This window comes from Allobosea rubneri, from assembly GCF_032464875.1.
GTDB classification, from domain to species: domain Bacteria; phylum Pseudomonadota; class Alphaproteobacteria; order Rhizobiales; family Beijerinckiaceae; genus Allobosea; species Allobosea rubneri.
On record NZ_JAWDID010000080.1, the window covers coordinates 1 to 19,618 of the forward strand.

Here is a 19,618-nt window from a genome sequence, read left to right on the forward strand (position 1 = left end):
TGCCGGGCGACAACATCTCGATGGAAGTGCACCTGATCGTGCCGATCGCGATGGAAGAGAAGCTGCGCTTCGCCATCCGCGAAGGCGGCCGCACCGTCGGCGCCGGCGTCGTCGCTTCGATCCTCGCCTGATCGAAGCAACAAGGACGTTCGCGGGAACCGCAAACTCTGCGGCGTCGTCGCTTCGATCTTCGCGTAAGCGAAGAGGCATCTCCCGGCCTTTACGGCCGGGACGGAATCCGGGAAGGGCGGTGGCGACACCGCCCTTTTCCTTTATGCATGCGCCGCCCGGACAGGGGACCGTCGCAAACGCCGCTGCACGTGCGGCGCGCCCTGTGCTCAATGGGGCGGAACCGGCGGGACAACCCGCACGAATCTCACGGAGGAATTCGAGATGGCCTTCAAGCCGCCCTTCACCGGCATTCATGCTATCGCCTTCGCGCTCTTCGACGCGCAGGAGCGGCTCGACCGGGCGGCGATGAAGCGGCAGACCGAAATCTGCCTCGGCCTCGGGGTCCACGGCATGGCGGCGCTCGGGCTCGCCACCGAGGTCTCCAAGCTCAGCCTGGCGGAGCGCCGGACGGTGATCGACTGGGTGGCGGAGGACGTTGCCGGCAAGGTGCCGCTCGCCTTCACCATGTTCGGCGGCTCGGTCGCCGAGCAGGTCGAGCAGGTCAGGGCCGCCGAAGCGGCCAAGGCCGACTGGGTGATTCTGCAGCCGCCGATGGTCGGCTCCTTCGGCGCGGCCGAATACATCCGCTTTTTCGGGCGAATCGCCGAGGCGACCTCGCTGCCGGTCGCGATCCAGAATGCGCCGGCCTATATGGGCCGCGGCCTCTCCTCGGAGGATATCCGTGAGCTGGTGCGCCAGCACCCCAACATCTGCCTGATCAAGGGCGAGGGGCCGGCCACCGACATCCAGCAGCTGATCTCGGTCATCGAGGGGCGCCTGCCGGTGATGAACGGCCGCGGCGGGCTGGAGCTCGCCGATAATCTGCGCGCCGGCTGCGTCGGCCTGCTCCTGGCGCCCGATACGATCGACTACGCGCTGCGCGCCTATAACCGTTTCCTCGCCGGCGATGCCGAGGGGGCGGAGGAGGCCTATCGCGAGGTGCTGCCCGCGATCGTCTTCATCATGCAGTCGATCGAGAGCCTGCTCTGCTACGGAAAGCGCATTTTCGGGGCCCGCGCAGGCATCGAAATCCATGATCGCAGCCCGGCGCAGCGGCCGAGCGCCTTCGGGCTGGAGCTGGTCAAGCGCTATGCCGAACAGCTCGGTCCCTATGCCGCCTGAGCGGGGTTGTGAACTTTCCACGGCGCCGTGTGTTTTCGACTTGAAATGCCGGCGCCGTTCGGGCTAAGCAACCCGCGACTACAGGGGTGTAGCTCAGTTGGTAGAGTACCGGTCTCCAAAACCGGGTGTCGCAGGTTCGAGCCCTGCCGCCCCTGCCAGGACTTCATCGCGATGAGCGATCGGAAAGGGCGGTTCCACTGCGGTGGAGCCGCCCTTTTTCGTCGTGGCGCTGCGGCGTCGCGCGACTGTCATGGGCGAGGGCTACCGGGACGGGCAATTCCCGGATCCGAGCCATGCATCATCTGCCGCCAGACGCCATCGCCAGCCTTTCGCTCTTCGCCCTGTCCGCCATGGGCATCCTGACCTGGCTCTGCATCGTCTAGGCGTCGGTCTCGCCGCTCTCCCGGCGAGCAATGGCGCGCCGCGGCGTGACTGTTTCGAACCCGCTCCTGCCCCGGCTTCCGGACGCTGCCGCGAAAGCGCTTGGCTAGCGCGCCATAGCGTTGTAAGAAGCGGCTCACGACGGCGCGCGGCTCCCTGAGCCCCGCGCCGCGAATCTTTCAGGACGTACCGAATCGTCGCTCGCGCACTTCTGCGCGGCGGCGCTCCGGAACCTTAAGGTGACGGCCCGATGGCGAAGACGAACCCGTTCAGCTTCCTGCAGCAGGTGCGCAGCGAAGCCTCCAAGGTGACCTGGCCCTCGCGCCGCGAGACGCTGATCACCACCGGGATGGTGCTGGTCATGGTGCTGGTCTTCAGCCTGTTTTTCCTCTTCGCCGATACGATGATCCGCTGGGGTCTCGGCCTCATCCTCGGCGCGCGCTGAACGGAACCTACGAACGTGAACACTCGCTGGTACATCGTCCACGCCTATTCGAACTTCGAGAACAAGGTCGCCCAGTCGATCAAGGATCAGGCGGCGCAGCGCAATCTCGCCGACAAGTTCGAGGAAGTGCTGGTCCCGACCGAGAAGGTCGTCGAGGTCCGCCGCGGCCGCAAGGTCGACGCCGAGCGCAAGTTCTTCCCCGGCTATGTGCTGGTGAAGTGCGAGATGACCGACGAGGTCTATCACCTCATCAAGAACACGCCGAAGGTCACCGGCTTCCTCGGCGCCGACAAGGCCAAGCCGATGCCGATCCCCGAGCATGAGGCGATGCGGATCAAGGGCCAGGTCGCCGAGGGCATCGAGCGTCCGAAGCCGACGGTGGTCTTCGAGATCGGCGAGCAGGTCAAGGTCGCCGACGGCCCCTTCGCCTCGTTCAACGGCGTCGTCGAGGATGTCGACCACGGTCGCGCCCGCCTGAAGGTCGCGGTCTCGATCTTCGGTCGCGCCACGCCGGTCGAGCTCGAATACGGCCAGGTCGAGAAGCTCTGAGGCGATTCGGGCGGTCCGGTCACGCAATCGTGTCGGAGGCTCCTGGGCCTCTCAAATCCGGTTTTGCTAGACCCGCGCCGGCATCCGGCGCGGGTTTTTGCTTGCCGTGAGGCTTGCGGCCGGCAGTTCCGTCTGAAGGGCTTTCCTTTCCGATCGGCCTGTGCCATAGGGCGCGCCTCACATGCGTGGAAGGTAAGGCCGGCTGCCAACCGGGACTTCCTGCCGCACCACGCTCTGCAACCACCCCGATCCGGAACGATATCGGTTCCCGGGCGGGGCGTCGTCGTTCCGGTAGGCGCCGGGGCGGACGGCAGGAGCAGCCATCATGGCAAAGAAGATCACGGGTTACGTGAAGCTTCAGGTTCCGGCGGGCGCGGCCAATCCGTCGCCGCCGATCGGTCCTGCGCTCGGTCAGCGCGGCCTCAACATCATGGAATTCTGCAAGGCCTTCAACGCGAAGACCGCGCAGATGGAAAAGGGCATGCCGATCCCGGTGATCATCACCGCGTATCAGGACCGCTCCTTCACCTTCGAGATGAAGCAGCCGCCGGTGTCCTACTTCCTGAAGAAGGCCGCCGGCCTGACCTCGGGTTCGAAGACCCCGGGCAAGGGTGGCGCCGCCGGCAAGGTCACCGCCGCGCAGGTCAAGGAGATCGCCGAGAAGAAGATGGCCGATCTCAACTGCAGCGACGTCGATGCCGCCATGACCATGATCCGCGGCTCTGCCCGGTCCATGGGCCTGGAAGTCGTGGGCTGAGGGGGAACTGAACATGGCTCATGTTGGAAAGCGCGTCGTCAAGTCCCGTGAGGGCATCGACCGTACCAAGCTCTACCCGCTCGCCGAAGCCGTCGCGATGATCAAGGATCGCGCCAGCGCCAAGTTCGACGAGACCGTCGAGGTCGCGATGAACCTCGGTGTCGACCCGCGTCACGCCGACCAGATGGTCCGCGGCGTCTGCAACCTGCCGAACGGCTCGGGCCGCGTCCTGCGCGTCGCCGTCTTCGCCCGCGGCGCCAAGGCCGAGGAGGCCAAGAAGGCCGGTGCCGACATCGTCGGCGCCGAGGATCTGGTCGAGAGCGTGCAGAAGGGCGAAATCAATTTCGACCGCTGCATCGCGACCCCGGACATGATGGGCCTCGTCGGCCGCCTCGGTAAGGTGCTCGGCCCGCGCGGCCTGATGCCGAACCCGCGCGTCGGCACGGTTACCATGGACCTGACCAACGCCGTCGCCGCCTCGAAGGGCGGTTCGGTCGAGTTCCGCGTCGAGAAGGCCGGCATCGTGCATGCCGCCGTCGGCAAGGTCTCGTTCGACGCCGAGAAGCTCTCGGAGAACATCAAGGCGTTCGTCGACTCGGTCTCGAAGGCCAAGCCGGCTGGCGCCAAGGGCACCTATATCCAGCGCGTCGCGATTTCCTCGACCATGGGTCCGGGCGTCAAGATCGAGCCGAACACGGTGATGGGCGGCTGAGGCCGTTCTGGGGCAGGGCGCGGAGGGTCGGTTCCGGCTTTTCGCATCCTGCTTGCGCGGCCGCCTCATGCGGCCGCTGCCCCGCCTTGCGGAATGCCGCGAGGATTACCACTTGGCAGAAGCCGGGGGAGCCGCTATGAGCCTCCTCGTGTTTCCATAAGTGTCGGGGCTTCCGCGTGCTTGTCACGAGGAGGTCCGTTTCGCGTTTTTCGGTGGTTCGCCGCCGAAGAATGGATGCCGGGAGCGGGAAAGCGATTTCCCAGAGCCTGGCGTCCAGTCCTGTCTGAGACTGCAGGTGCTCCCGGTTCGTCCGTGGGCATAATTTCGCCAAGAGGCCTGCATAGACGGTGCAAGAACTCTGCCGGTGCCGAAGGGCGCCGAACGAGGTTCGAACCATCTCGCCCGATCACGGCTTCGGCCATGGCAGGGGACAGGGCACTGAGCGTCGCTCCAGCGAGGGGTCGGTGTCAACCGACCACTTTCGAAGAGCGGCACGTGCAACTGGCGGCGGGTGTGAAAGCCTGTCGCCTACCGGAGAGAGCCCAGTGGATAGAGCGGCAAAATCTGATGCCGTCGCGTCGCTGAACGGCGTGTTCGCGAACACGTCGGTCGTCGTCGTGGCCCACTATGCGGGTTTGACGGTGGCCCAGTTCCAGAAGCTTCGTCGCGAGATGAAGGCCAATGGCGCCACCGTGAAGGTCGCAAAGAACCGGCTGGCCAAGATCGCTCTTGAAGGCACCGACGTCGCGTCCATCAGCTCGCTGCTGAAGGGACCTACCCTGATCGCTTATTCCAGCGATCCGGTCGCGGCGCCGAAGGTCGCCGTCGCTTTCGCCAAGGACCACGACAAGCTCGTGATCCTGGGTGGCGCGATGGGCACGACCGCCCTGAACCCCGATGGTGTCAAGGCCCTGGCCACGATGCCTTCGCTCGATGAACTGCGTGCCAAGATCGTCGGCCTCATCCAGGCCCCGGCGACCAAGCTTGCGCAGCTCACGAACGCGCCTGCCGGGAAGCTGGCGCGCGTGGTCAAGGCCTACGCCGACAAGAACGCTGCCTGAGCAGCCGTCAAACCCTTATCGTTCGAACCTCTTACATCAGGAAGCTAAACTATGGCCGATCTCGCCAAGCTCGTCGACGAACTCTCGTCGCTCACCGTTCTCGAGGCTGCTGACCTCGCCAAGATGCTCGAAGAGAAGTGGGGCGTCTCCGCCGCCGCCGCCGTCGCCGTCGCGGCTGGCCCGGCTGCTGGTGGTGGCGCTGCCGCCGCTGCTGAAGAGCAGACCGAGTTCACCGTTGTCCTGGCCGCGGCCGGCGACAAGAAGATCGAGGTGATCAAGGAAGTCCGCGCCATCACCGGCCTGGGCCTCAAGGAAGCCAAGGATCTGGTCGAAGCCGCTCCGAAGCCGCTCAAGGAAGGCGTTGCCAAGGACGAGGCCGAGAAGCTCAAGAAGCAGCTCGAGGCCGTCGGCGCCAAGGTCGAGCTCAAGTGAGCAGGGCCGGCTGATGCCGGTCCGAAACTAGTCGACTAAGACAGTCCCGGGGTGGTTCGCCGCCTCCGGGGCTGTTGCGTCGTTTCCGGCTTCCGGGACGGCGCGTGAAAAAGGGCCCAGCGCGACGGCGCGACGGCCTACCCAGTTCAAGTCGGCGCCGTTGAGCGCCGAACGGCTCACCCGGCGGCCTGACCGCCTTCGAGACCCGGACCGCCGGGTGAGCCGTCCGAGATTGCGAGGAACACCATGGTCAATTCTCTCCAGGGCCGCAGGCGCGTCCGCAAGTTCTTCGGAAAGCTCAAGGAAGTCGCCGAGATGCCGAACCTCATCGAGGTTCAGAAGGCGTCCTACGACCAGTTCCTGATGATCGACGAGCCGAAAGGCGGCCGCGGGGATGAGGGCCTGCAGTCGGTCTTCAAGTCCGTCTTCCCGATCGGCGATTTCTCGGGCGCCTCGCTGCTCGAATTCGTGAAGTACACCTTCGAGCCGCCGAAATACGACGTCGACGAGTGTCGCCAGCGCGGCATGACCTTCTCGGCGCCGCTCAAGGTGACGCTCCGCCTGATCGTGTTCGATATCGACCCGGACACCCAGGCCAAGTCGGTCAAGGACATCAAGGAGCAGGATGTCTACATGGGCGAGATGCCGCTCATGACGGACAACGGCACCTTCATCGTCAACGGCACCGAGCGCGTCATCGTCTCGCAGATGCACCGTTCGCCGGGCGTGTTCTTCGACCACGACAAGGGCAAGACCCATTCCTCGGGCAAGCTGCTCTTCGCCGCCCGCATCATCCCCTATCGCGGCTCCTGGCTCGACATCGAGTTCGACGCCAAGGACATCGTCTACGCGCGCATCGACCGCAAGCGTAAGATCCCGGTGACCTCGCTGCTGTTCGCGCTCGGCATGGACGGTGAGGAGATCCTCAACCGCTTCTACAACCACATCAGCTACACCCGCGACGGCGACGGCTGGCGCGTGCCCTACGATGCCGAGCGCATGAAGGGCTTCAAGGCGAGCGTCGACCTGATCGACGCCGACACCGGCGAGGTCGTGGTCGAGGCCGGCAAGAAGCTGGTCGCCCGCACCGCGCGCCAGCTCGCCGAGAAGGGCCTGAAGTTCCTGCGCGCGAGCGACGACGATCTCTACGGCCAGTACATCGCCGAGGACCTCGTCAACCCGCAGACCGGCGAGGTCTTCGCCGAGGCCGGCGACGAGATCGACGAGAAGAGCCTCAAGGCCCTGCTCGATGCGGGCTTCGAGGACCTGCCGGTGCTCGACATCGACCACATCACGGTCGGCCCCTACATCCGCAACACCCTCAAGGTCGACAAGAACTCGCGTCGTGAAGAGGCGCTGTTCGACATCTACCGGGTGATGCGCCCGGGCGAGCCGCCGACGCTCGAGACCGCCGAGAACATGTTCCAGTCGCTGTTCTTCGACGCCGAGCGCTACGACCTCTCGGCCGTCGGCCGCGTCAAGATGAACATGCGCCTTGACCTCGACGCCGAGGACACCGTGCGCATCCTGCGCAAGGAGGACATCTTCGCGGTCGTCAAGGCGCTGGTCGACCTGCGCGACGGCAAGGGCGAGATCGACGACATCGACCATCTCGGCAACCGCCGCGTGCGCTCGGTCGGCGAGCTCATGGAGAACCAGTATCGCCTGGGCCTGCTCCGCATGGAGCGCGCCATCAAGGAGCGCATGTCCTCGGTCGACATCGACACGGTGATGCCGCAGGACCTGATCAACGCGAAGCCCGCGGCCGCCGCGGTGCGCGAGTTCTTCGGCTCGTCGCAGCTCTCGCAGTTCATGGACCAGACGAACCCGCTCTCGGAAGTCACTCACAAGCGTCGTCTTTCGGCGCTTGGCCCGGGTGGTCTGACCCGCGAGCGCGCCGGCTTCGAGGTGCGCGACGTGCACACCACGCACTACGGCCGCATCTGCCCGATCGAGACGCCGGAAGGCCCGAACATCGGCCTGATCAACTCGCTCGCGACCTTCGCCCGCGTCAACAAGTACGGCTTCATCGAGAGCCCGTACCGGCGCATCCGCGACGGCAGGCAGACCGACGAGATCATCTATCTCTCGGCCATGGAGGAGGCGAAGTACAACGTCGCCCAGGCGAACGCGGTCGTCGACAAGGAAGGCCGTCTGACCGATGACCTGATCGTCTGCCGCCGCGCCGGCGAAGTGATCGTCACGCCGGTCGACAAGGTCGACTTCATGGACGTCTCGCCGAAGCAGGTCGTCTCGGTCGCCGCCGCGCTGATCCCGTTCCTCGAGAACGACGACGCGAACCGCGCGCTGATGGGCTCGAACATGCAGCGCCAGGCGGTGCCGCTGGTCCGCGCCGACGCGCCGTTCGTCGGCACCGGCATGGAGGCCGCGGTTGCCCGCGACTCCGGCGCCGCCATCGCGGCCCGCCGCGCCGGCATCGTCGACCAGGTCGACGCGACCCGTATCGTCATCCGCGCTTCCGACGAGATGGACCCGACCAAGCCGGGCGTCGACATCTACCGCCTGCAGAAGTTCCAGCGCTCGAACCAGTCGACCTGCATCACGCAGCGCCCGCTGGTCCGCGTCGGCGACATCGTCAAGAAGGGCGACATCGTCGCGGACGGCCCGTCGACCGAGTTCGGCGAGCTCGCGCTCGGCCGGAACGTGCTCGTCGCGTTCATGCCCTGGAACGGCTACAACTTCGAAGACTCGATCCTGCTCTCGGAGAAGATCGTCTCAGAAGACATCTTCACCTCGATCCATATCGAGGAATTCGAGGTCATGGCCCGCGACACCAAGCTGGGCCCTGAGGAAATCACGCGCGACATTCCGAACGTCTCGGAAGAGGCGCTGAAGAACCTCGACGAAGCCGGCATCGTCTATATCGGCGCCGAAGTGGCGGCCGGCGACATCCTCGTCGGCAAGATCACGCCGAAGGGCGAAAGCCCGATGACGCCGGAAGAGAAGCTGCTGCGCGCCATCTTCGGCGAGAAGGCTTCGGACGTCCGCGACACCTCGCTGCGCGTCCCGCCGGGCGTGCAGGGCACGATCGTCGAGGTCCGCGTGTTCAACCGCCATGGCGTCGACAAGGACGAGCGCGCCCAGGCGATCGAGCGCGAGGAGATCGAGCGTCTCGCCAAGGACCGCGACGACGAGCAGGCGATCCTCGACCGCAACACCTTCGCGCGTCTGGCCGAGATCCTGACCGGCAAGACCGGCCTCGCCGGTCCGAAGGGCTTCAAGAAGGACACGGTCATCACCCGCGAGGCGATGAGCGAGTTCCCGCGTTCGCAGTGGTGGCTGTTCGCCACGGCGGACGACGCCCTGATGACCGAAATCGAGGCGATGCGGAAGCAGTACGACGAGTCGAAGAAGCGCCTCGAGCAGCGCTTCCTCGACAAGGTCGAGAAGCTGCAGCGCGGCGACGAGCTGCCTCCGGGCGTGATGAAGATGGTCAAGGTCTTCGTCGCGGTGAAGCGCAAGATCCAGCCGGGCGACAAGATGGCCGGCCGTCACGGCAACAAGGGCGTGGTCTCGCGCATCGTGCCGGCGGAGGACATGCCGTTCCTCGAGGACGGCACCCATGCCGACATCGTGCTGAACCCGCTGGGCGTGCCTTCGCGCATGAACGTCGGCCAGATCCTGGAGACCCATCTGGGCTGGGCCGCCGCCGGCCTCGGCAAGCAGATCGGCAAGGCGATCGACGCCTACAAGAAGGCGCACGACGCCAAGGCTCTGCGGGCCTCGTTCGACGCCGTCTACGAGGACAACGAGATCATCGCCTCGATGGACGAGAACGAGCTCATCGAGATGGGCCAGAACCTGCGCCGCGGCGTGCCTATGGCGACTCCGGTCTTCAACGGCGCCAAGGAGGCCGATATCGAGCGGCTCCTGGAGCAGGCCGGCCTGCACAGCTCCGGGCAGTCCACGCTGTATGACGGCAGGACTGGCGAGCCCTTCGACCGCAAGGTGACGATGGGCTACATCTACATGCTGAAGCTGCACCATCTGGTCGACGACAAGATCCACGCCCGTTCGATCGGTCCGTACTCGCTCGTCACCCAGCAGCCGCTGGGCGGCAAGGCGCAGTTCGGCGGCCAGCGCTTCGGCGAGATGGAGGTCTGGGCGCTCGAAGCCTACGGCGCCGCCTACACGCTGCAGGAAATGCTGACGGTGAAGTCGGACGACGTGGCGGGCCGTACCAAGGCCTACGAGTCGATCGTGCGCGGCGAGGACAATTTCGAGGCCGGCATTCCGGAGAGCTTCAACGTGCTCGTCAAGGAAATGCGGTCGCTTGGCCTCAATGTCGAGCTGATCAGCAACAAGCTGAAGCCGGGCGAGCTGCCCCCGGCCGAGGCGGCCGAGTAAGCGCCGCGCCCTCAGGGGCACGGCAGCGTTCGTTACTCATGCCGGCGGCACTCACGCCGCCGGCCGATGGATCAAAAAGCCGGGCAGGGCGGTTTTCTAAAACCCCACCGGCTTCAGGAGACAGGCGATGAAGCAAGAGGTCATGAACCTTTTCGGCCAGCAGCCGGTGCAGCAGGCTTTCGACGCGATCAAGATCTCGATCGCCAGCCCGGAGAAGATCGCGTCCTGGTCGTTCGGCGAAATCAAGAAGCCCGAGACGATCAACTACCGCACCTTCAAGCCGGAGCGGGACGGGCTGTTCTGCGCCCGCATCTTCGGGCCGATCAAGGACTACGAGTGCCTGTGCGGCAAGTACAAGCGCATGAAGTTCAAGGGCGTGATCTGCGAGAAGTGCGGCGTCGAGGTGACGCTGGCGCGGGTCCGGCGCGAGCGCATGGGCCATATCGAGCTCGCCGCTCCGGTCGCCCATATCTGGTTCCTGAAGTCGCTGCCCTCGCGCATCGGCCTGCTGATGGACATGCCGCTCAAGGACCTCGAGCGCATCCTCTACTTCGAGTCGTATGTGGTGCTGGAGCCGGGCCTGACCCCGCTCAAGGACCGGCAGCTGCTCTCCGAGGAAGAGTATGTCCGCTGCCAGGAAGAGTACGGCGCGGACACCTTCACCGCGATGATCGGCGCGGAAGCCATCCGCGAGATGCTGCGCGCGCTCGATCTCGACCAGATCAACGCCGACCTGAAGCATGAGATCGCGACCACCACTTCGGAGCTGAAGCCGAAGAAGCTGATGAAGCGCCTCAAGATCATCGAGGCCTTCCAGCTTTCGGGCAACAAGCCGGAATGGATGGTGATGACCATGATCCCGGTCATCCCGCCGGATCTGCGTCCGCTGGTTCCGCTCGATGGCGGCCGCTTCGCGACCTCCGACCTGAACGACCTCTATCGCCGCGTCATCAACCGCAACAACCGCCTGAAGCGGCTGATCGAGCTGCGCGCGCCTGACATCATCATCCGCAACGAGAAGCGGATGCTGCAGGAGTCGGTCGACGCCCTGTTCGACAACGGCCGCCGCGGCCGCGTCATCACCGGCGCCAACAAGCGCCCGCTGAAGTCGCTCGCCGACATGCTGAAGGGCAAGCAGGGCCGCTTCCGCCAGAACCTGCTCGGCAAGCGCGTCGACTACTCCGGCCGTTCGGTCATCGTCGTCGGCCCGGAGATGAAGCTGCACCAGTGCGGCCTGCCGAAGAAGATGGCGCTCGAGCTGTTCAAGCCGTTCATCTATGCGCGCCTCGACGCCAAGGGCTACTCGACCACGGTCAAGCAGGCCAAGAAGCTGGTCGAGAAGGAGAAGCCCGAGGTCTGGGACATCCTGGACGAGGTCATCCGCGAGCATCCGGTGCTGCTGAACCGCGCGCCGACGCTGCACCGCCTCGGCATCCAGGCCTTCGAGCCGGTGCTGATCGAGGGCAAGGCGATCCAGCTGCACCCGCTGGTCTGCGCCGCGTTCAACGCCGACTTCGACGGCGACCAGATGGCCGTGCACGTCCCGCTGTCGCTGGAAGCGCAGCTGGAAGCGCGCGTGCTGATGATGTCGACCAACAACATCCTGCACCCGGCGAACGGCCTGCCGATCATCGTGCCGTCGCAGGACATCGTGCTCGGCCTCTACTACCTCTCGATCATCTCCGATGGCGAGCCGGGTCAGGGCAAGGTCTTCGGTGACTTCGGCGAGCTCGAATACGCGCTGCACGAGAAGGTCGTGACGCTGCATTCGAAGATCAAATACCGCTGGACCGGCGTCGGTGCCGATGGCCAGCCGTATACGAAGATCTACGACACGACCCCTGGCCGCGTGATCCTCTCGACCGCGCTGCCGGAGCATCCGGCCATGACCTTCGACGTCGTCAACAAGCTGATGACGAAGAAGGAGATCTCCAACATGATCGACGCCGTCTATCGCGGCTGCGGTCAGAAGGAATCGGTGATCTTCTGCGATCGCGTCATGGGCCTCGGCTTCAAGCACGCGTTCAAGGCCGGCATCTCGTTCGGCAAGGACGACATGGTGATCCCCGAGAACAAGTGGGAGATCGTCGATACGACCCGCGTCCTCGCCAAGGATTACGAGCAGCAGTACCAGGACGGCCTGATCACCCAGGGCGAGAAGTACAACAAGGTCGTCGACGCCTGGGCGAAGTGCTCCGACAAGCTCGCCCAGGAGATGATGGCCCGCATCTCGACCGTGAAGAAGGACGAGAACGGCCGCGATAAGCCGATAAACTCGATCTACATGATGTCGCACTCGGGCGCCCGTGGTTCGCCGGCGCAGATGCGCCAGCTCGCCGCCATGCGCGGCCTGATGGCCAAGCCGTCGGGCGAGATCATCGAGTCGCCGATCATCTCGAACTTCAAGGAAGGCCTCGACGTTCTCGAGTACTTCAACTCGACCCACGGCGCCCGTAAGGGCCTCGCCGACACCGCGCTGAAGACGGCGAACTCGGGTTACCTGACCCGTCGTCTCGTCGACGTGGCGCAGGACGCGATCATCTCCGAGGTCGATTGCGGCTCCGACAACGGCATCAAGATGCGCGCCATCATCGATGCCGGCCAGGTCGTGGCTTCGCTCGGCATCCGCATCCTCGGCCGCTCGGCGGCGGAGGACGTCACGGATATCGACGGCAATGTCCTCGTGCCGAAGGGCACGATGATCGAGGAAAGCCATATCGAGAAGATCAACGCCGCCGGTGTCCAGGAGGTGAAGATCCGCTCGGTGCTGACCTGCGAGACCAAGAACGGCGTCTGCGCGACCTGCTACGGGCGCGATCTCGCCCGCGGCACGCCCGTCAACATGGGCGAGGCCGTCGGTGTCATCGCGGCGCAGTCGATCGGCGAGCCGGGCACGCAGCTCACCATGCGTACCTTCCACATCGGCGGCGCCGCCACGATCGCGGACCAGTCCTTCGTGGAGTCCAACTTCGAAGGCGTCGTGAAGATGCGCAACCGCAACGTTGCGCGGAACTCCGACGGTGACCTGATCGCCATGGCGCGCAACATCGCCATCGTGATCGTCGGTCCGGATGGCGCCGAGCGCGCGGTGCACCGCGTCCAGTTCGGCTCGAAGCTGCGGGTCGACGAGGGCGACAAGGTCAAGCGCGGCCAGCGCCTGATCGAGTGGGACCCCTATTCCCGCCCGATCCTGGCGGAAGTGGACGGCAATGTCGGCTACGAGGACCTCGTGGACGGCATGTCGATCACCGAGACGACCGACGAGGCGACGGGCATCTCCAAGCGCGTCGTCATCGACTGGCGCGGCTCGGCGCGTACCTCGGACCTCAAGCCGGCGCTTACCGTGCAGGGCCCCGACGGCAAGATCGCGAAGCTCGCCCGCGGTGGCGATGCCCGCTACATCCTGCCTGTCGACGGCATCATCTCGGTGGAGCCGGGCTCCTCGATCAAGGCCGGCGACGTGCTCGCCCGTGTCTCGACCGACTCGGCCAAGACCCGCGACATCACCGGCGGTCTGCCGCGGGTGGCGGAGCTGTTCGAGGCGCGCCGTCCGAAGGACGCGGCAATCATCGCCGAGAAGGCCGGCGTCATCGGCTTCGGCAAGGACTACAAGAACAAGCGTCGCGTCACGCTGACGCCGCATGACGGCTCCGAAGGGCTCGAGTACCTGATCCCGAAGGGCAAGCACATCCATCTCCAGGACGGCGACGTCGTCGAGATGGGCGACTACATCCTCGACGGCAACCCGGCCCCGCACGACATCCTGGCGATCAAGGGCGTCGAGGAGCTGGCGGCTTATCTGGTGAACGAAATCCAGGAGGTCTATCGCCTCCAGGGCGTCGGCATCAACGACAAGCACATCGAGGTGATCGTCCGGCAGATGCTTCAGAAGGTCGAGATCACGGATGGCGGCGACACCGACATCCTGACCGGCGACCAGATCGACCGCATCGAGCTGGAAGAGGTCAACGCCAAGATGCGCGAAGAGGGCAAGAAGCCGGCCTCCGGCGTTCCGGTCCTGCTCGGCATCACCAAGGCCTCGCTGCAGACCCGCTCCTTCATCTCGGCGGCGTCCTTCCAGGAGACCACCCGCGTCCTCACCGAGGCGGCGGTCAACGGCAAGCACGACACGCTCGAGGGCCTGAAGGAGAACGTCATCGTCGGCTCGCTGATCCCGGCGGGTACGGGTGCTCAGGTCGCCCGCATCAAGCAGGTGGCGACGCGCCGCGACGATCTCATCGTCGGGCAGAAGGCCGATGCGGCGGCGAAGGCCGCGGCCGCGGTGCTGCCGGCCGCCGAGTAAGCGCGGCCAACAGGCTCATACCAATGTGGAACGGCCGCCCTCGGGCGGCCGTTTTACTTTGTCTTGACGCTCGGGCGGCCGATCTGCCTAAGCTTACGCAGCGAAACGTGCCGGGGGGCTGACGATGCGCTGCTTGATGGGCTGGGGCTATGGATGAGCGTTTCCTGGAAAGCCTCTATGAGGCCGCAGTCCTTCCTGAGCTGTGGCCGGAGATACTGAGACGGTTCCAGAGCGAGATGCGCGGGGCAGGGGCGGTCATGGTGACCGTGGCCGGCGGGCAGGCGCGCTGGATCTCGTCCTCGCCGGAATTCGACGAGGTCGTCACGATCCATTTCGAGCGCTTCCCCGGCAATGGGCGTACGGCCCGGCTGATCGGCCGCAACCATGCCGGCTTCCTGCGCGATATCGACATCTTCACCGAGGAGGAGATGGCGCTGGAACCGGTTTATGCGGATTTCCTGGTGCCACGCGGGCTCGGCATCGGCGTCGCGACCTCGATCGTCTCGCCGAGCGGAGAGGCCTTCATCCTGCATGCCGAGCGGGAGCGGCGGGAGGGTCCCGTCGATGCGGCCCAGATCCGTAAGCTCGATGGCCTGCGACCGCATCTGGCACGCGCGATGCTGCTCTCGGCGCGGCTCGACTTCGAGCGGGCGCGCGGTGCGACGCAGGCACTCGAGGCGATGGGGCTGCCGGCGGCAGTGCTAGACCGGAGCGGGCGACCACTCTCGATCAACGCTTCGCTGGCTGGCATGATCCCGGATGTGGCGCAGGACCGTCTCGCGCGGCTGACCCTGACCAATCCCGCAGCCGACGCGCTGCTGGAGGCCGCGCTGGCGACCATGGGGCAGATGCGGGTGGGCGCCGCGGTGCGTTCGATCCCGATCGCCCAGGAGGGCGACCGGCCGCCGCTCATCGTCCATCTCTCGCCGGTCCGCGGTGCGGCACATGACGTCTTCGCGCGGGCCAGCACGATCCTGGTGGTGACGCCCGTGGTGCTCGGCGACGCGCCGAGTGCGGCAGTCGTGCAGGGGCTGTTCGACCTGACGCCGGCCGAGGCCAGGCTTGCGGCGCTGATCGCCGCCGGCAGCCGTCCGCGCGATGCTGCGGCGACGCTCGGCGTGACCGAGGAAACCGCCCGCACCACATTGAAGCGGGTGATGGCGAAGACGGGACTGCACAGGCAGGCCGAGCTGGTCGGGCTGCTGCGCGGAGCACGGATCGGCGCGACGGGCGAGGGGACGGCCTGAAGCAGGAGAGGAGGCGTGCGCCAGGGCGCGGCAATCGATCCTGTGCAAGGCTGCGTGTCAGGGGGGCGGCAGGCTTGGCTTCCGCTCCCGAGGGGCGCTAGGTTGGAGGCATGCGCCGGAGCGGCAGCTTGTCTCAGAGACAAGACTGAACGCATCGTAAATCCGGACTTGACGCGAATCTCCAGCTGAGTCATAAGCGCGCCACTGTCGACGGCTGTCGGACACGTTTGTCGCTTACCATTAGTTGTGAGCGAATTTCGCGACCGAAACTCCGTCGGAATTCCAGCGTCGATAGACGACATGGCAGGACGCATGAATGCGGGTTTCCCGTGTTCCTCTGCATGGCGAACGCGCCTGAGGCCTCTTTAAAGGGCGCCGATGGCGCGGCTTCGTTTGTGTCATGGCTACGCCGGTGCCGGAAGGACCATGAGATTTTCCAAACGCTCAAGGGAGCGAGAGGCCTTAAATGCCGACAATCAGCCAGCTGATCCGCAAGCCCCGTTCGCCCGTCAAGGCGCGCAATTCTGCTCCGGCGCTTGAAAATTGCCCGCAGAAGCGCGGCGTTTGCACGCGCGTCTACACGACGACGCCGAAGAAGCCGAACTCGGCGCTTCGTAAGGTCGCCAAGGTGCGCCTGACCAATGGCTTCGAGGTCATCGGCTACATTCCGGGTGAGGGGCACAACCTCCAGGAGCACTCGGTCGTCATGATCCGTGGCGGCCGCGTCAAGGACCTTCCCGGCGTGCGCTATCACATCCTGCGCGGCGTGCTCGACACGCAGGGCGTCAAGAACCGCAAGCAGCGCCGCTCGAAGTACGGCGCCAAGCGTCCCAAGTGATTTTCTGCCTGACCGGCTGGCCGAAAGACCGGCCGGTTCGCAGCTTTTGAGATTTGACCGGAGACTAGACGATGTCCCGCCGCCATAGCGCCGAAAAACGCGAGATCATCCCGGACGCCAAGTTCGGCGACGTGATCGTGACGAAGTTCATGAACTCCGTCATGTACGAAGGCAAGAAGTCGACCGCCGAAGGCATCGTCTACGGCGCGTTCGACATCATCGAAGGCAAGCTGAAGAGCGATCCGCTCGCCGTCTTCAAGAGCGCCCTCGAGAACGTCGCTCCGGCGATCGAGGTCCGTTCCCGCCGCGTCGGCGGTGCGACCTACCAGGTTCCGGTCGAAGTCCGTTCGGAGCGCCGCCAGGCTCTCGCGATCCGCTGGCTGATCGCCGCCGCCCGCGCGCGCAACGACCGCACCATGGTCGAGCGTCTTTCGGCCGAGCTGATGGACGCCGCCAACAACCGCGGCAACGCCGTGAAGAAGCGCGAAGACACGCACCGGATGGCGGAAGCCAACCGCGCCTTCTCGCACTATCGCTGGTAATCCGTCCGCGACCCCCCGGAAAGACAGAGCACTTCCATGGCCCGTTCCCATCCCATCGATCGCTATCGCAACTTCGGCATCATGGCCCACATCGATGCGGGCAAGACGACGACGACCGAGCGCATCCTGTTCTACACGGGCAAGAACCATAAGCTCGGCGAGACGCATGACGGCTCGGCGACCATGGACTGGATGGCCCAGGAGCAGGAGCGCGGCATCACGATCACGTCCGCCGCGACGACCTGCTTCTGGCGCGACAACCGCCTGAACATCATCGACACCCCCGGCCACGTCGACTTCACCATCGAAGTCGAGCGTTCGCTGCGCGTGCTCGACGGCGCCGTCTGCGTGCTCGACGGCAACCAGGGCGTCGAGCCCCAGACCGAGACGGTCTGGCGCCAGGCCGACAAGTACGACGTTCCGCGCGTCGTGTTCGTCAACAAGATGGACAAGATCGGCGCCGACTTCTTCCGTTGCGTCCAGGACATCATCGACCGCGTCGCCGGCAAGCCGGTCTGCCTGCAGATCCCGATCGGGGCCGAGTCGGACTTCCAGGGCGTCATCGACCTGATCAAGATGAAGGCGATCGTCTGGGACGGCGAGGCTCTCGGCGCGTCCTATAACGAGCGCGACATCCCGGCCGATCTCGCCGACAAGGCCGCCGAGTACCGCAACAAGCTGATCGAAGCCGCCGTCGAGATGGACGATGCGGCGATGGAAGCCTATCTCGAGGGCACCGAGCCCGACGCCGACACCCTGCGCAAGCTGATCCGCACCGCGGTGCAGCGCCGCGCCTTCCACCCGGTGCTGTGCGGCTCGGCCTTTAAGAACAAGGGCGTGCAGCCCCTGCTCGACGCCGTCGTCGACTTCCTGCCGTCGCCGGTTGATCGCGGCGAGATCAAGGGCATCGACTTCAAGACCGAGGAAGAGACCGTTCGTCGCCCGACCGACGAGGATCCCTTCTCCATGCTCGCCTTCAAGATCATGGACGACCCCTTCGTTGGCACCATCACCTTCTGCCGCGTCTATTCGGGCAAGGTCGAGGCTGGTGCGGGCGTCATCAACTCGACGCGCGACAAGAAGGAGCGTGTCGGCCGCATGCTGCTGATGCATGCGAACAACCGCGAGGACATCAAGGAAGCCTTCGCCGGCGACATCGTCGCCCTGGCCGGCCTCAAGGACGTCCGCACCGGCGACACGCTGTGCGATCCCATCAAGCCGGTGATCCTCGAGCGCATGGAGTTCCCCGAGCCGGTCATCACGATCGCGATCGAGCCGAAGTCCAAGGCCGACCAGGAGAAGCTGGGCCTCGCCCTGTCGAAGCTCGCGAACGAGGATCCGTCCTTCCGCGTCTCGACCGACCAGGAGAGCGGCCAGACCATCCTCAAGGGCATGGGCGAACTGCACCTCGACATCAAGGTCGACATCCTGCGCCGGACCTACAAGGTCGACGCCAATATCGGCGCGCCGCAGGTTGCCTATCGCGAGACCATCACCAAGAAGGTCGACGTCGACTACACCCACAAGAAGCAGACCGGCGGTACCGGCCAGTTCGCCCGTGTCAAGTTCACGGTCGAGCCGAACGAGACCGGCAAGGGCTTCGAGTTCGAGTCGAAGATCGTCGGCGGAACGGTTCCGAAGGAGTACATCCCGGGCGTCGAGAAGGGCCTCAACTCGGTCATCGGCTCGGGCGTGCTCGCCGGCTTCCCGGTCGTGGACGTCAAGGTCACGCTGACCGACGGCGCCTTCCACGAAGTCGACTCGTCGGCTCTGGCCTTCGAAATCGCCTCGCGTGCCGGTCTCCGCGAAGGCCTGCAGAAGGCTGGCGCGGTGCTGCTCGAGCCGATCATGAAGGTCGAGGTCGTGACCCCGGAAGACTACACCGGTTCGGTCATCGGCGACCTGAACTCGCGTCGTGGCCAGATCCAGGGCCAGGACATGCGCGGCAACGCCGTCGTCATCAACGCGATGGTGCCGCTGGCGAACATGTTCGGCTACGTCAACCAGCTGCGTTCGTTCAGCCAGGGGCGTGCCAACTACACCATGCAGTTCGACCACTATGAGCAGGTTCCTTCGGCGGTGGCCGCCGAGGTCCAGGCCAAGTACGCCTGAACTGACAACGACTTAAACCGAACACTTGAACAAGATTTGACGGACGGAGGCTGACATGGCCAAAGAGAAGTTCTCCCGCACGAAGCCGCACTGCAACATCGGCACGATTGGTCACGTCGACCATGGCAAGACGTCTTTGACGGCAGCGATCACGAAGGTTCTGGCCGAGGTGGGCGGCGCGTCGTTCACGGCGTACGACCAGATCGACAAGGCGCCTGAGGAGAAGGCCCGCGGCATCACGATCTCGACCTCGCATGTCGAGTACGAGACGGCTGCGCGCCACTATGCGCACGTCGACTGCCCCGGGCACGCCGACTATGTGAAGAACATGATCACCGGCGCGGCGCAGATGGACGGCGCGATCCTGGTGGTTTCGGCGGCCGACGGCCCGATGCCGCAGACCCGCGAGCACATCCTGCTGGCGCGCCAGGTCGGCGTTCCCGCGCTGGTGGTGTTCATGAACAAGGTCGATCTCGTCGACGACGCCGAGCTGCTCGAGCTGGTCGAGATGGAGATCCGCGAGCTTCTGTCGAAGTACGACTTCCCGGGCGACGACATCCCGATCACCAAGGGCTCGG

Annotated in this window: 15 protein-coding genes and 1 tRNA gene; all 16 read left to right on the plus strand. The window is 65.4% G+C overall.

The window, feature by feature from the left end; translation table 11 throughout:
* Positions 1 to 131: EF-Tu C-terminal domain-related protein (locus RKE40_RS27620; protein ID WP_449249597.1), on the plus strand; the 131-nt coding region annotated here is incomplete at its 5' end.
* Between the two features lie 262 nt (positions 132 to 393).
* Positions 394 to 1,293 carry a dihydrodipicolinate synthase family protein gene (locus tag RKE40_RS27625; RefSeq protein ID WP_316021375.1) on the plus strand — a complete coding sequence of 300 codons (900 nt, stop codon included), beginning with the start codon at positions 394 to 396 and terminating at the stop codon, positions 1,291 to 1,293.
* Between the two features lie 82 nt (positions 1,294 to 1,375).
* Positions 1,376 to 1,451 (plus strand) — tRNA-Trp (locus RKE40_RS27630).
* Positions 1,452 to 1,924: 473 nt separating this feature from the next.
* Positions 1,925 to 2,119 carry a preprotein translocase subunit SecE gene (gene secE / locus RKE40_RS27635; protein ID WP_066480198.1) on the plus strand — a complete coding sequence of 65 codons (195 nt, stop codon included), beginning with the start codon at positions 1,925 to 1,927 and terminating at the stop codon, positions 2,117 to 2,119.
* A 15-nt stretch (positions 2,120 to 2,134) separates the two neighbouring features.
* The gene (gene nusG / locus RKE40_RS27640; RefSeq protein WP_316021376.1) at positions 2,135 to 2,668 is read left to right on the plus strand and encodes a transcription termination/antitermination protein NusG; all 534 of its coding nucleotides are present in this window, start codon (positions 2,135 to 2,137) and stop codon (positions 2,666 to 2,668) included.
* Between the two features lie 325 nt (positions 2,669 to 2,993).
* Positions 2,994 to 3,425 (plus strand): 50S ribosomal protein L11, encoded by a 432-nt coding sequence (gene rplK, locus RKE40_RS27645; protein ID WP_316021377.1) that lies wholly within the window; start codon positions 2,994 to 2,996, stop codon positions 3,423 to 3,425.
* 13 nt (positions 3,426 to 3,438) lie between these two features.
* Positions 3,439 to 4,137: a 50S ribosomal protein L1 gene (rplA, locus tag RKE40_RS27650; RefSeq protein ID WP_316021378.1), complete on the plus strand. Its 699-nt coding sequence runs from the start codon at positions 3,439 to 3,441 to the stop codon at positions 4,135 to 4,137.
* A gap of 545 nt (positions 4,138 to 4,682) precedes the next feature.
* Entirely contained in the window at positions 4,683 to 5,198 is a 516-nt protein-coding gene (gene rplJ / locus RKE40_RS27655; protein ID WP_316021379.1) for a 50S ribosomal protein L10, read from the plus strand.
* A 51-nt stretch (positions 5,199 to 5,249) separates the two neighbouring features.
* A complete protein-coding gene (rplL, locus tag RKE40_RS27660; RefSeq protein ID WP_316021380.1) occupies positions 5,250 to 5,630 on the plus strand; it encodes a 50S ribosomal protein L7/L12 in 381 nt (126 codons plus the stop codon).
* A gap of 246 nt (positions 5,631 to 5,876) precedes the next feature.
* Positions 5,877 to 9,998, plus strand: a complete 4,122-nt coding sequence (gene rpoB, locus RKE40_RS27665; RefSeq protein ID WP_316021381.1) for a DNA-directed RNA polymerase subunit beta — start codon at positions 5,877 to 5,879, stop codon at positions 9,996 to 9,998.
* Positions 9,999 to 10,125: 127 nt separating this feature from the next.
* Positions 10,126 to 14,301, plus strand: a complete 4,176-nt coding sequence (gene rpoC / locus RKE40_RS27670; RefSeq protein WP_316021382.1) for a DNA-directed RNA polymerase subunit beta' — start codon at positions 10,126 to 10,128, stop codon at positions 14,299 to 14,301.
* Between the two features lie 257 nt (positions 14,302 to 14,558).
* Positions 14,559 to 15,548 carry a helix-turn-helix transcriptional regulator gene (locus RKE40_RS27675; protein WP_316021383.1) on the plus strand — a complete coding sequence of 330 codons (990 nt, stop codon included), beginning with the start codon at positions 14,559 to 14,561 and terminating at the stop codon, positions 15,546 to 15,548.
* 466 nt (positions 15,549 to 16,014) lie between these two features.
* Entirely contained in the window at positions 16,015 to 16,386 is a 372-nt protein-coding gene (gene rpsL / locus RKE40_RS27680; RefSeq protein WP_066480217.1) for a 30S ribosomal protein S12, read from the plus strand.
* A 71-nt stretch (positions 16,387 to 16,457) separates the two neighbouring features.
* Positions 16,458 to 16,928, plus strand: a complete 471-nt coding sequence (gene rpsG / locus RKE40_RS27685; RefSeq protein WP_066480219.1) for a 30S ribosomal protein S7 — start codon at positions 16,458 to 16,460, stop codon at positions 16,926 to 16,928.
* Between the two features lie 36 nt (positions 16,929 to 16,964).
* Positions 16,965 to 19,040, plus strand: a complete 2,076-nt coding sequence (gene fusA, locus RKE40_RS27690) for an elongation factor G (protein WP_316021384.1) — start codon at positions 16,965 to 16,967, stop codon at positions 19,038 to 19,040.
* A 55-nt stretch (positions 19,041 to 19,095) separates the two neighbouring features.
* On the plus strand, positions 19,096 to 19,618 hold a 523-nt coding region (locus RKE40_RS27695; RefSeq protein WP_316021385.1), incomplete at its 3' end, for a GTP-binding protein.